The organism is Micromonospora sp. NPDC007230, from assembly GCF_042869115.1.
GTDB lineage: Bacteria > Actinomycetota > Actinomycetes > Mycobacteriales > Micromonosporaceae > Micromonospora.
The window spans coordinates 48,692-60,419 of record NZ_JBIAFE010000034.1 but is presented as its reverse complement, the minus strand read 5'-3'; the positions used below and the strand labels follow the sequence as shown (position 1 = coordinate 60,419).

Annotated in this window: 11 protein-coding genes; 3 read left to right on the top strand and 8 right to left on the bottom strand. The window is 69.9% G+C overall.

Annotation, left to right across the window (positions count from 1 at the left end; translation table 11 throughout):
• The 3 genes from ACFYML_RS32750 to ACFYML_RS32740 form a co-directional block, all read left to right on the top strand.
• Positions 1-383: YeeE/YedE family protein (locus ACFYML_RS32750; RefSeq protein WP_387424318.1), on the top strand; the 383-nt coding region annotated here is incomplete at its 5' end.
• Positions 383-799, top strand: a complete 417-nt coding sequence (locus ACFYML_RS32745) for a YeeE/YedE thiosulfate transporter family protein (RefSeq protein ID WP_387424317.1) — start codon at positions 383-385, stop codon at positions 797-799. The genes ACFYML_RS32750 and ACFYML_RS32745, both read left to right, overlap by 1 nt.
• Before the next feature lie 122 nt (positions 800-921).
• A complete protein-coding gene (locus tag ACFYML_RS32740; RefSeq protein ID WP_387424316.1) occupies positions 922-2,082 on the top strand; it encodes an alkaline phosphatase PhoX in 1,161 nt (386 codons plus the stop codon).
• 69 nt (positions 2,083-2,151) lie between these two features.
• On the opposite strand, the gene ACFYML_RS32735 is transcribed toward ACFYML_RS32740, so the two are convergent.
• The 8 genes from ACFYML_RS32735 to ACFYML_RS32700 all read right to left on the bottom strand — a co-directional run bounded on the left by ACFYML_RS32735 (position 2,152) and on the right by ACFYML_RS32700 (position 11,555).
• Positions 2,152-3,615 carry an FGGY-family carbohydrate kinase gene (locus tag ACFYML_RS32735; protein ID WP_387424315.1) on the bottom strand — a complete coding sequence of 488 codons (1,464 nt, stop codon included), beginning with the start codon at positions 3,613-3,615 and terminating at the stop codon, positions 2,152-2,154.
• Positions 3,615-5,234 carry a fucose isomerase gene (locus tag ACFYML_RS32730; protein WP_387424314.1) on the bottom strand — a complete coding sequence of 540 codons (1,620 nt, stop codon included), beginning with the start codon at positions 5,232-5,234 and terminating at the stop codon, positions 3,615-3,617. The genes ACFYML_RS32735 and ACFYML_RS32730 overlap by 1 nt, the downstream gene beginning before the upstream one ends.
• Positions 5,231-6,241 (bottom strand): ketose-bisphosphate aldolase, encoded by a 1,011-nt coding sequence (locus ACFYML_RS32725; RefSeq protein WP_387424313.1) that lies wholly within the window; start codon positions 6,239-6,241, stop codon positions 5,231-5,233. The genes ACFYML_RS32730 and ACFYML_RS32725 overlap by 4 nt, the downstream gene beginning before the upstream one ends.
• A 15-nt stretch (positions 6,242-6,256) precedes the next feature.
• On the bottom strand, positions 6,257-6,892 hold the full coding sequence (locus tag ACFYML_RS32720; RefSeq protein WP_222870800.1) for a class II aldolase/adducin family protein: 636 nt from the start codon (positions 6,890-6,892) through the stop codon (positions 6,257-6,259).
• A complete protein-coding gene (locus tag ACFYML_RS32715) occupies positions 6,889-8,361 on the bottom strand; it encodes an L-fuculokinase (protein ID WP_387424312.1) in 1,473 nt (490 codons plus the stop codon). The genes ACFYML_RS32720 and ACFYML_RS32715 overlap by 4 nt, the downstream gene beginning before the upstream one ends.
• Complete coding sequence (locus ACFYML_RS32710; protein WP_387424311.1) at positions 8,358-9,248, bottom strand: carbohydrate ABC transporter permease; 891 nt, start codon at positions 9,246-9,248, stop codon at positions 8,358-8,360. Before ACFYML_RS32710 ends, ACFYML_RS32715 begins: the two co-directional genes overlap by 4 nt.
• Positions 9,245-10,156 carry a carbohydrate ABC transporter permease gene (locus ACFYML_RS32705; protein WP_387424310.1) on the bottom strand — a complete coding sequence of 304 codons (912 nt, stop codon included), beginning with the start codon at positions 10,154-10,156 and terminating at the stop codon, positions 9,245-9,247. The genes ACFYML_RS32710 and ACFYML_RS32705 overlap by 4 nt, the downstream gene beginning before the upstream one ends.
• Before the next feature lie 73 nt (positions 10,157-10,229).
• Complete coding sequence (locus tag ACFYML_RS32700; protein ID WP_387424309.1) at positions 10,230-11,555, bottom strand: ABC transporter substrate-binding protein; 1,326 nt, start codon at positions 11,553-11,555, stop codon at positions 10,230-10,232.
• Positions 11,556-11,728 lie beyond the last annotated feature (173 nt).

The window sequence follows — 11,728 nt, the reverse complement described above, 5'->3', positions numbered from 1 at the left end:
CGGAACAGGACCGGCGACCGCCAGCGGCGGCGAGCACCTCCATGGCGAGGCTGCTGCCGGCACCCCTGATCAGCCAGGTCGCCCTGCTCCTGTCGATCTTCGTCGGCGGCTGGGTGGCGGCGGTCACCACCGGCCGGTTCCAGCTCCGCCTCGACATGGGCGCCGCCTTCGCCCAGATCGTGACCGACAAACCGATCGCGATGACCGGCGCGCTGTTCACCGGCGGTGTGCTCGTCGGCTTCGGCACCCGTCTCGCCGGAGGGTGCAGCAGCGGCCACGGACTCAACGGCTGCGGCCGGCTACAACCGGTCAGCATCGTCGCGACCGCCGTCTTCTTCGGCACCGGCGTCCTCGTGTCGTTCCTGCTGTGGAAGGTGATCTGATGCGCACCCGGGGCGGGATACTCGTCGCCAACATCATCGCTGGCCTGGCCCTCGGCTACACCGTCGCGAACATCGGGTTCGGTGACTACGCCGAACTGAACCGCATGTTCACCTTCCAGGAACCTCGCATGCTCCTGGCCTTCGCCGGCGCCGTAGCGATCATCATCGTGGTATTCGCCGTATTACGCGTCCGCCGCACCCCGGGACGCATCCACGCCGGCGTGATCCCCGGCGCAGTACTCTTCGGCACCGGCTGGGCGATCTCGGGCGGCTGCCCGGCAATCCCGATCGTGCAAGCCGCCACCGGATACCTCCCCGCCCTGGCCACGATCGCCGGCATCGTCGTCGGCATCCGACTCTGCCGCTGGGCCAACACACGCTACTTCCACCTCGACAGCGGATCCTGCCAGCGGTAACCGAACCCGAGGAGGTGTGTCTACCGATCGCCAAGCGGTCGCCGCGCGCCGTTCACCTCACGCTTCGCCGCTGGATAGAAAACCACCACTATGTTCTCGGTATCCGATATCGAGGAGGGTTCATGGATCGGCGCACACTACTGAGGGCAACGGTGGCCGGAGCAGGTGGTTTGGTACTGCCATTCACGGCGTGGTCCACGGCGTACGCGGCACCGGCACAGAACGCCGCCAGCCCCTACGGTCCGCTGCAGGCCGCCGACGCCAACGGCATCCAACTGCCGGCTGGCTTCACCAGCCAGGTCATTGCCCGGTCCGGCCAGGTGGTGCCCGGCACCTCGTACGTCTGGCACAGCGCGCCGGACGGTGGTGCCGTGATCCCAAACGGCAGCGGCTGGATCTACGTGTCCAACGCCGAGACCAGCGCCACGTCGGGCGGCGGCGCGTCGATGATCTCGTTCAACTCCAGCGGCCAGATCAGCGGCGCCTCCCGCATCCTGTCCGGCACCAACAACAACTGTGCCGGCGGCAAGACCCCGTGGAACACCTGGCTGTCCTGTGAAGAGATCAGTCTCGGCCGGGTTTGGGAGACCTACCCCCTGGGCGGTGCGGCCGTCGTACGACCGGCCATGGGCCGGTTCAAGCACGAGGCCGCCGCCGCCGACCCGGTCCGTAAGGTCATCTACCTGACCGAGGACGAGACCGACGGTCGGTTCTACCGGTTCGTCCCGACCACCTGGGGTGACCTCTCCGCCGGCACTCTGCAGGTCCTCGTGGCCGGCACCGCAACGTCCGGCACGTTCACCTGGGCCACCGTCCCTGACCCGGACGGGTCGCCCACGGTCACCCGCAGGCAGGTCTCCGGCGCCAAGGTTTTCAACGGCGGGGAGGGTTGCCACTACGCCAACGACACCGTCTGGTTCACCACCAAGGGCGACAACCGGGTCTGGCAGGTCAACCTCGCCAACAACACCTACGAGTTGGCCTACGACGACAACCTGGTCAACCCGGGCCCGGCCCCGCTCACCGGTGTCGACAACGTCACCGGCTCGGCGTTCGGAGATCTCTACGTCGCCGAGGACGGCGGCAACATGGAGATCTGCATGATCACCCCGGACGACACGATCTCGGTGTTCCTGCGGATCAACGGCCAGAGCTCGTCGGAAATCACCGGGCCCGCCTTCACCCCCGCCGGCGACCGGCTCTACTTCTCGTCCCAGCGCGGCACGACGGGATCCTCGTCCGGCGGCATCACCTACTGCGTGACCGGGCCCTTCCGTACCTGACCCCTGACCCGCACGGGATCAGCCTGGCCCGCCCCATCCGTGGGGCGGGCCAGTCGGGGCTACGCGTCGTCACGGTCCGGAGAGGCGATGCACGATCGGTGTGGTGGACTCGTACAGCGCCAGGTAGTCGGCGAAGAGGGCGTCGTACCGGTCACGGTGTCGGGGGTCCGGCTCGATCGAACGGATCATCGGGTTCCATGCTGCGCTGTCGGATGCCGCCCCGGTCGCGGCCGCAGCGAGCATCGCGTCGCCGTACGCCGCCCCGGTCGTCTCCCGGGGAAGCTCCTGCACCAGGCCGGTCACGTCGCTGACGATCTGCGTCCACAGGTCGCCGGTGGTCCCGCCGCCGACCGGTACGACCCGCGCCGGCACCGCCCCGGCCTCGCGCATTGCCGCGATGTTGTGTCGCACCCCGTACGCGACCCCCTCCAGTGCCGCCCGGTACAGGTGGCCCCGGCCGTGGCCGAGGGTCAGTCCCGCCACCACGCCCCGCGCCCGGGGGTCGAAGATCGGCGTACGCTCCCCGGCCAGGTAGGGCAGCATCAGCAGTCCGTCGCTGCCGGGCGCGACCGCGGCCGCCTCCCTGGTCAAGGCGGTGTAGTCCGCGCCGGTCAGGTCGGCCAGCCAGCCGGTGACCGACCCGGCGGTGGCCATTCCGGCGGCGAGGCAGTTCACCCCGGGACGTAGGCCGACGGTGGGCCACAGCCGGCTGCTGGTCAGCGGCCGGTCGGTCATCGCGACCAGGAACATGGTGCTGCCGTACATCAGCATGAGGTCGCCGGGCGCGCGGACCGCGATGCTCTCCGCCTCGGCCCAGGCGTCGATGGTGCCGGCGGTCACCGGCAGACCGGCGGGCAGGCCGGTCCACCGGGCGGCCTCGGCGGTGACCCGGCCGACCACCTCGTTCGCCCAGCGCAGCGGAGGACGCCGGACGTGCGGCGCGATCTCGTCCCACCAGGCGGTGTCCCAGTCGCCGGCCCGCTGGTCGTAGAGCGGGCTCACCTGGCTCGCCGAGTGGTGGTCGAGCAGGTACTCGCCGGTGAGCCGGTGCACCAGGAAGGAGCTGGCCATGAACATCATTCGAGTTCGGGCGAAGATGTCCGGCTCGTGCCGGGCGAGCCAGTACAGCTTCGGCCCGATCGCCTGGGAGGTGAGGATCGACCCGCGGCGCACGATCTCCGCCGCGCCCCACCGGTCGGTGAGCAGGCCGATCTCCTCCTCGGCACGGGTGTCGATGCCGTAGAGGACGGCTGGCCGCAGCGGCCGGCCGGCCTCGTCGGCGGGCAGCAGGCACGGTCCGATGCCGCTGACCCCGAGGCCGGCCGGGCGCATTTCCGGATCGGCGGTCAGTTCGGCGATCACCCGCCGGAAGTCGTCCCACCAGACCGACTCCGGATCGTGCTCGTACCAGCCGGGTCGCGGGCTGCTCAGACCGTGCGCGACCTGCGCGCGGGCCACGACCCGGCCGTCCGCGGTGACGGCGACGCCTTTGGTGCTCGCGGTGCCGACGTCGACGCCGAGGAAGACGTCCATCAGAGCAGCGGGACGTTGTCGGGACGGCTGCCACAAAGGTTGACTCGCATGCCCAGCTGGTGCGCGGTCAGCGCCTTCGCGGCGAGCAGTTCGTCGGCTCCGGCCGCGTCGGTGGCGTAGCTGACCTGGATGTGGTTCGACCGGTGCCGGGCCATTAACTGATCCCGGGTGACGCCGTGCAGCACAGCGTGCATGATCGGCCACTCCCGGGTGGTCGCCGCCCACCGCCGTTCGGTCTCCGCCGCGGGTAGCTCCACCACGGTGGCCCGGCCGAGGTCCATGTGCAGCTCGCCGCCCTCGACGAAGATCCGCGACCAGACCAGCTCGCCGGGCTTGGCCACGCCCCGCACCGTGCCGCCACCGAGCCGGAAGTAGAGCGGTGGCTGGCGCATCGAGTCGGTGCCGGCGTACCCGCCGATGTGGTGCTCGGGCGGCACCGCGCCGGAGATCTCGAAGACCCAGACGAAGTCGTCCACCGTGCCGCTGGCGTCGTGGTCGCCCCACCGCACGTCGTGCAGGGTGGTCTCCACCGGCTGCCCGAGCGCGCCGGCCAGCCGGGTGGTGAGCAGGGCGTCCAGGCCGGCGCACTCGTCGACCTCGTTGAAGTGGGTGATCGGGGCGCCGTCACGGATGACCGCACCGTCGTCCCCGGTGACCGGCGGGCGGTCGGCGTTGTTCAGCAGGCCCTCTGCCAGGTCGGAAGCGGGGAGGACGTCGGCGAGACCGAGCTGGTACTGGATGCCGATGATGTCGCACCGGAACCGGTTCGCGATCCGGGCCGCGGCGGCGTACATCCGCAACTGGAGCAGGACCTGCTCGCGGGTGAGCTCGGTGGCCTCGTCGGTGCCGAAGTGGAAGGTCATGCCCCGGTCGGTCAGCCACCGCAGGGCGGCCACCGCCTCGTCCTCGCTCGCCCGCATGGTCTCGGCGTACAGCGCCGACTGGGACAGCCGCTCCTTGAAGACGTTGAGCGGGAAGAGCAGCTCGTCGGGGATGATCGCGTTGTACATGCCCATGCAGCCCTCGTCGAAGACGCCGAGGATGGCGCCCTCTCGGCGCAGTCGGCCGAGGACGTCGTCGGCGGCCTGACGGGCGCGGCCGTCCACGGTGGACGCGTCGAACGGCGTGACGTGGCTGAGGTCGTGCTGGATGCTGCCCTTGGTCAGCCATTCGTCGAGGCGGGCGGTGAACCAGTCGTCGGTGAAGGTGCGGCTCCACAGGGTCTCGAACGGCCGCCCGGCCTTGGCCAGCGAGGCGTTGAGGTTGAGCAGGCCGACCAGGCCGGGCCACTCCCCTTCCCAGTTGGCCACGGTGAGGATCGGGCCGCGATGGCGCAGCAGCCCGCCGAGGACCTGCTGGGAGAACATCCACACGCCTTCGGCCATGACCACCGGGGCGTCCGGCGGCAGCGCGCCGAGCACCGCGAGGCCCTGCGCCTGGCTGGCGATGAAGCCGTGCCCCTCCGGCGTGTCCGCCGGGTGCGCCCGCTCCAGGGCGACGCCCCGCTTCCGGAACGCCTCCGTGAGGAGGGCCTCGAAGCGCTGTTGGGCGGGCCAGCAGAGCTGGTTGGCGGACAGCCGCTGGTCGCCGTTGGCGACGAGGTACGCGTGCTCGATCATGACGTCTCCAGGGTGTAGCGACGGGCCATCTCGGCGAGGGGTACGGGCTGGTAGTCGTCGGCGTGGCCGGCCTGCCCAAAGAGGCGCATCCGCTCGGCGACCATCCGCTGCATCGCCTCGCGGCCGGGGCGCAGGTAGTACGCCGGATCGACGTTCAGCCGGTCCGTGCCCAGCGCCTGCCGCGCCGCCCCGGTGAAGGCCAGGTGCGAGTCCATGCCCTGATTGATCTTGCGGACGCCCATGGTGATGGACCGGACCTTCTCCGCGTCCGGCACGCCCCACGACTCGGGCAGGCCGGCGCCGTACCGGTTGTTCTGCTCCCTCAGCTGAGCGGGCAGCGACGACGAGCCGTGCATGACCAGGTGGGTCTGCGGCACCAGGCTGCTGATCTTTTCGATCAGCGTCATCTGCAGCACGGACCCGTCCGGGGGTGCGTCGAACTTGTAGGCGCCGTGCGAGGTGCCGATCGCCACGGCGAGGGCGTCCACGCCGGTCGCCGTCACGAATTCCCTGGCCTGGTCGGGGTCGGCGAGCACGATCGGCGCCCGGGATCCGTCGGTCTTGGAGCCGCCGATCGTGCCCAGCTCGCCCTCGACGGAAACCCCGCGGCGGTGGGCCTCCGCCACCACCTCGGTGGTCACCGCAAGGTTCTCGGCGAACGAGGACGGGGTGCCGTCGGCGCGGAGGCTGCCGTCGATCATGACGCTGGTGAAGCCGTTGTCCATCGCTCGCCGGCAGGTGGCGGGGTCCGGGCCGTGGTCCAGGTGGAGCACCACGGGCAGCTGCGGGTAGCCGTCGATCAGGTGATGCAGCGCCGACCAGAACCGCTCGTCGCCGCCGTGGGCGGTGACGCCGGCCAGCGAGGCGAGGATGACCGGCGACGACGTCTCGGCGGCGGCGTCGAGGACCGCCTCGGCCTGCAGCACGTCGCTGACGTTGAACGCGCCGAGGGCGTACCCGCCGCGCCGCGCCTCGTCCAGCGCCTGTCGGAGAGTGACCAGTGGCATGGGGTGTGCCCTTCCTCAGAGCGACGTGGTGATGCCGAGCGAGTGGTAGTCCAGGACGATCGGCTTGTCGGTCAACGCCCGGGCGTGCAGCAGCACCTTGGCGGCGCTCTCCACCGCGACGGTGGTCTTGAACGCGTCCCGCAGGTTCTCGCCCACCGTGAGCAGCCCGTGGTTCGCCCAGACCACGGCGTTCAGGTCCCCCATCACGTCGCACATCGCGTCGCCGAACTCGGTGCGGTTGCTGAGGGCGAACGGCATGATCGGGACATCGCCCTTGGTGTAGATGACCATGTTGACCAGGGCACCGGTGATCGGCTGGCCGGCCACCCCGAAGACGTTGGCGAAGACCGGCTCGGTGTGCACGATCGCGTTCACGTCCGGCCGTCGGCGGTAGACCGCCAGGTGCACGGTCACCTCGGAGGACGGCTGGTGCGGCCCCTCGATGACGTTGGCGTCGGCGTCCACCACCACCATGTCGTCGGCCGTCATCCGGTCGTACTCCAGGTCGGTCGGGGTGATCAGGAAGCGGTCCGTGCCGGGCAGCCGGACGCTGATGTTGCCCTGGGTGTTGAAGTTGAGGCCGTAGCGCATGGACAGCAGGCAGTAGTCCAGCACGTCCTGCTTGGTCTGCTGCAGGTCGAACTCGGTCACCGGATCTCCTTCGGATCGGAAAAACTACGGTCGTGCGGGATGAGGGTCGGATAGAGGTCACGGAACCGGCGCGACTGCGCGGCGTACCACTGGGCCGTGCCGGGGTCGGGGTGGGCGACCGGCAGGCAGGCCGGTGCGGGCAGCTCGGCGAGCGACGGATAGCGGCCGATGCCGGCGCCGGCCTGCAGGGCCGCGCCGCGGGCCGCCGCGTGCCCGGGCACCGGGGTCAGCGCAAGCCCGGCGGCGGAGGCGCGGATGGCCAGCGTCCGGTGGCTGCGGGCGCCGCCGCCGACGGCGTGTACGGCGCCGATCGTGACGCCCCGCTCGGTGAGCGCGTCGGCGATCTTGCGCAGCTCGAACGCGGATGACTCGAGGAAGGCGCGGGCGAGCTGCTCCCGGGTGGTCTCGAGGGTGAGCCCGACGACGGCGCCACGGGCCCTCGGGTCGTTGTCTAGCGTCCCGGATCCGGCGAAGTACGGCAGCACCAGCACCTGCGGCGGCTCGGGCGACGCCGCCTCGAAGAGGGCGTCGCGCTCGGCCGGCCCGGCGACGCCGGCCAGCGTGGCGAACCAGTCCAGCGCCCAACCGCCCGCAGCGGTGCCGGCCAGGGTGAGCCAGCGGCCCTCACCCATCGGGTACGACGCCAGGCCGGTGCCGACGAGCCCGCCGGGCCGTGCGGGTGATCCGACGGTCAGGCAGTCGCTGGATCCGAAGGAGAACACGGCCGCCGAGCCGAACCGCCCGCCGCCACCGAGGAACGACGACGCCTGGTCGTGCGATCCGACCACGAGCGGCAGGCCGGCCGGCAGCCCCGTTGCGCCGGCCGCGTCGGCGCTGAGCTTGCCGATCATGGTGCCCGGTGGGACCACCTCGGGCAGCAGGGCGACCGGGACGCCGGTGGCGGCGAGCAGTTCGGCCGACCAGACGCCGCGGTCGACGTCGAAGCCGCCGGTACGGGCCGCCATGCTGGTGTCCAGCGCCGGCCGCGCGCCGAGCCGGGCGGCGACGTAGTCGCCCAGGCCGCGATAGCCGCGCACGTCCGGACCGGTCCAGCCGGGAATCTTGTAGACGGAGAACATCGGGTGAGGCCGCTGGCCGGTGATCCGCTGCACCTGGCCGGCGCCCAGTTCCGCGGCGACCTGGTCGGCCAGGCCGACACCGCGCCGGTCCATGCTCACCGGCGCCGGTGCGAGAGCCTTGCCCTCGGCGTCGACCGGCAGGACCGCCTCGCCCTGCACGCTGAACGAGATCGCCTCCGGCGGGTCGGCGGCCACCGCGTCGCGGGCGGCGACCTCGGCGAGCAGCGCGGTGGCCGCGGCAAGCACCTCGTCGGCGTCGGTCTCCACGATGCCGGGCGCCGGCCGGTGCAGGGCGGTCGCGCGGGCCGCGCCGGCGATCTCGACGCCGGCCGCCGAGATCGCCACCACCCGCACGCCGCTGGTGCCCAGGTCGACGCCGAGAAGGCTCACTTGATCGCCCCGGACAGGCCGTTGACCAGATGGCGCTGGACCAGCAGGAAGACCACCACGATCGGGATCGAGATGAGCACCAGGATCGCGAACAGCGCTCCCGGCTGGCTGAGGAAGGTGCCGCGGTAGGCCAGCGGGATCAGGGTCAGTGGCTTGAGCGAGTTGTCCTCGAGGGTGACCAGCGGCAGCAGGAAGTCGTTCCAGGACGACATGGACTGCCAGATCGCCACGACGGCCAGGGCGGGCCGGCTCAGCGGCAGGTAGACCTTCCAGTAGACGGAGAACTTGCTGGCGCCGTCCAGCATGGCCGCCTCGTACAGCTCGTTCGGCACCGCGAGGAACGACGTGCGGATGATGATGACCGCGAACGGCAGGCCCAGCGCGGTGTAGACGAGCACCAGGCCGGCCAGGTTGTTGTACAGGCCCATGGCCTGAAGGATCTTGAAGGTGGCCACGACGATGCTCGACATCGGCAGGATCAGCGCCAGGGTGAGCGCCCCGAAGATCACCGCCTTGAGCGGCACGCGCAGCCGGGCCAACGCGAACGCGGTCATGGAGCCGAACAGGATGACCAGCAGCACCGACGGGACGGTGACCAGCAGGCTGTTCACCAGGTTCCGCAGGATCGGATTGTTCGTCCAGATCTGCACGTAGTTGCCCAGCGACGGCTCCTGCGGGAACAGCCCGAGGGCAGTGGTGCCCGGGTTCGAGGTGGACAGCAACGACAGGCCGACGACCATGACGAGCGGGATCAGCCAGAGCACGGCCAGCGGGGCGAGAACGGCGTGTGACCAGTGTGGAAGGCGGCGCCGGTGCGGCCGGACCGGTCCGGAGTCGGCTCGTGCCGGCGCGCCGGTCGCCGGGATGGCCTTGCGGTCAGTGGTCATTTCTCGTCTCCGGTGAGGAAGCCCGATCCGAACGCCCGCACCATCGACAGCGAGCTGATCACCGCGATCAGCAGCAGGACCGCGCTGATGGTCGAGGCGTACCCGACGCTCTGCAGTTGGAAGGCCTGCTTGAAGGTGTAGGTGGGGAGCATCTCGGAGGCGTGGTTGGGTCCGCCCTCGGTGAGGACGTAGACGAGTTCGAAGGTCTTCAGCGAGCCGATGATGCCGAGCAGCAGCAGGGACAGGTGGGTCTGCCGGAGCAGCGGCCAGATGATGCTGCGGATCGTGCGCCAGGTGCCGGCGCCGTCGATCTTGGCGGCGGCCAGCACGCTGCTGTCGATGAGCTGCAGGCCGGCGAGGTAGAACAGCATGGAGAAGCCGGTCCACATCCACACGTTGACGACGATCGCGGCGAAGATGGCGGTCTTCGGGTCGGCGAGGTAGCCGTGCACCAGGAAGTCGAGCCCGGTGGCCCGGCCGAGCTTGGCGACCACGCCGTTGAACGGGTCGAAGATGCGCTGCCAGACGATGCCCACCACGACCGGGGAGAGCACGGCGGGGATGAAGAAGATCGCCCGGTAGATCGCCCGGCCGCGCAGCTTCTCGTTGAGCAGCATGGCCAGGAAGAACCCGATGAGGGCCTGCGGGATGATGGTGAGCAGGATCCACCAGCCGGAGTTCTTCAGAGTGGTCAGGAAGATCGGGTCCTCGAAGAGCCGGGTGTAGTTGCCGAGACCGACTAATCTGCCCGGGTTCACCCCGTCCCAGTCGAGGGTGCTGGCCTGGAAGTTGTAGACGATCGGGTAGATGACGAAGATCCCGAACAGCACGATGGCCGGCAGCAGGAAGAGGGTTCCGGCAAGCCACTCCCGGGGAGCGGTGTGCTTCTGAACGGTGTGGTCACTCATTGGTCTGCTCCGTGGCCGGATGAGGGTGTGGGCCGCACACCCTCATCCGGCTGGTTCGGGCGGCCTGGGCCGCTCAGCCGTTGACCTTCTGCTGTTCCGCCTGCACCTTCGCGGCGGCCGCCTGGGGCGTCAGCTCACCCGTGGCGATGCCGGACAGTGCGTCCCCGAGCGCGGTGTCCATCTGCGGGGTCTTCAGGTAGCGGGAGTACTTCACCTGCGGCATCCAGTCCGAGGTCAGGGTCGTCCAGATCTGCTTCTGCTTGTCGCTGGTGAACTTCTCCGGGTTCAGGCCGGTCACCGCGGGCAGGTCGTTGAACGTGTTGATCAGCTTCTGGGCGCCCGCGCCGGCGATCCAGTCGGTGAGCACCTTGCACGCCAGGTCGGGGTTCTTGGTGTTCTTGGCGATGCCCAGCGAGACGTCGATGCCGCCGACGAGCTGCGGCTGGGCGGCGCCGCCCGGGATGGTCGGGAACAGGAACGGCTGGTAGCCGGACATGCCCTCGGACAGCGGCGGCAGGCCGGTCTTGGTCGGGTCGGACTGCTGGATCCACCAGGCGCCGAGCGGGATCATAGCCGCGTTGCCCGCCTCGAACTGGTTCGCGCCGGTCGGGTAGGCGTCCAGGCCGATCGCGCCCTTCTGGGCGATGCCGTCGGTGAAGAGCTTGCCCCAGTAGTCGAACGCTTCGACGAGCTTGGGGTTGGTCCACGAGTCGGAGCCGTCCTCGGCCTTGTAGACCAGGCCCGGCTCGATGTTGTTGGCGATCTGCAGAAAGACGACGTTGCGCAGCCAGCTGTCCTTGGCGGGCAGCATGAACGGCGCGTACTCCCCGCCCTTGAGCTGGTTGACCGTCGCCTTGAGCTGGTCCCACGTCTGCGGGATCTGGGCGTGCTTCTCGTCGAAGATCTTGGTGTTGGCCCAGAGGTTCACGGTCTGCACGAGCAGCGGGAGCGTGTAGAAGTTCTCGTCGCCGGCCGGGTTGCCCATCCGGGCCTGCTCGATGCCGATCGGATAGAACTTCTTCTGCCAGTCGGCGCCCCAGGTCTTCTGGGCGCAGTCCTGCAACGGCATGAGGTTGGCCCGGTACTGCTGGGTGAGCGCGCCAGGCTGAAGGCCGACGATGTCGGGCATCGTGTTGGACGCGGCCCGGGTCTGCAGGTCGACCAGGTACTCGGGGTAGTTGAAGATGGTCGCGTCGATCTTCGCATCCGGGTTCGCCTGCTTGAACGCCGCGATCATCTGCTGGGTGGTCTGGTCGATCGGACTCCACGATCGGAAGGTCAGGGATCCCGACCCGCCGCTGGTCGACTGGTTGTCACTGGCACCGCCGGCGCATGCGGCGAGCCCGAGGGTGAGCGCTGTCGCCGCAGCAACGGCGCCAAGTTTTCTTTGCCGCTTCACTGTCAGGTCCTTCCCACGGACGGGGCCGGAGGCGGCCCGTGGATGTAGACGATTACATGAGCTGTGCCACAGACACAACCCCCTCTTGTGCTGGACTTTTACACGTGGCCGCAACAGTCCCTTCACGGCTCGGCAATCTTCCACGCCTCGCCGGCCCGTGTCTTGCCAGGGAA

What these genes read in the sequence shown, in the direction of transcription:
- ACFYML_RS32735 (WP_387424315.1), bottom strand. Translation starts at nt 3,615, where the DNA reads ATGGACGTCTTCCTCGGCGTCGACGTCGGCACCGCGAGCACCAAAGGC.
- ACFYML_RS32725 (WP_387424313.1), bottom strand. Translation starts at nt 6,241, where the DNA reads ATGCCACTGGTCACTCTCCGACAGGCGCTGGACGAGGCGCGGCGCGGC.
- ACFYML_RS32745 (WP_387424317.1), top strand. Translation starts at nt 383, where the DNA reads ATGCGCACCCGGGGCGGGATACTCGTCGCCAACATCATCGCTGGCCTG.
- ACFYML_RS32705 (WP_387424310.1), bottom strand. Translation starts at nt 10,156, where the DNA reads ATGAGTGACCACACCGTTCAGAAGCACACCGCTCCCCGGGAGTGGCTT.
- ACFYML_RS32730 (WP_387424314.1), bottom strand. Translation starts at nt 5,234, where the DNA reads ATGATCGAGCACGCGTACCTCGTCGCCAACGGCGACCAGCGGCTGTCC.
- ACFYML_RS32740 (WP_387424316.1), top strand. Translation starts at nt 922, where the DNA reads ATGGATCGGCGCACACTACTGAGGGCAACGGTGGCCGGAGCAGGTGGT.
- ACFYML_RS32710 (WP_387424311.1), bottom strand. Translation starts at nt 9,248, where the DNA reads ATGACCACTGACCGCAAGGCCATCCCGGCGACCGGCGCGCCGGCACGA.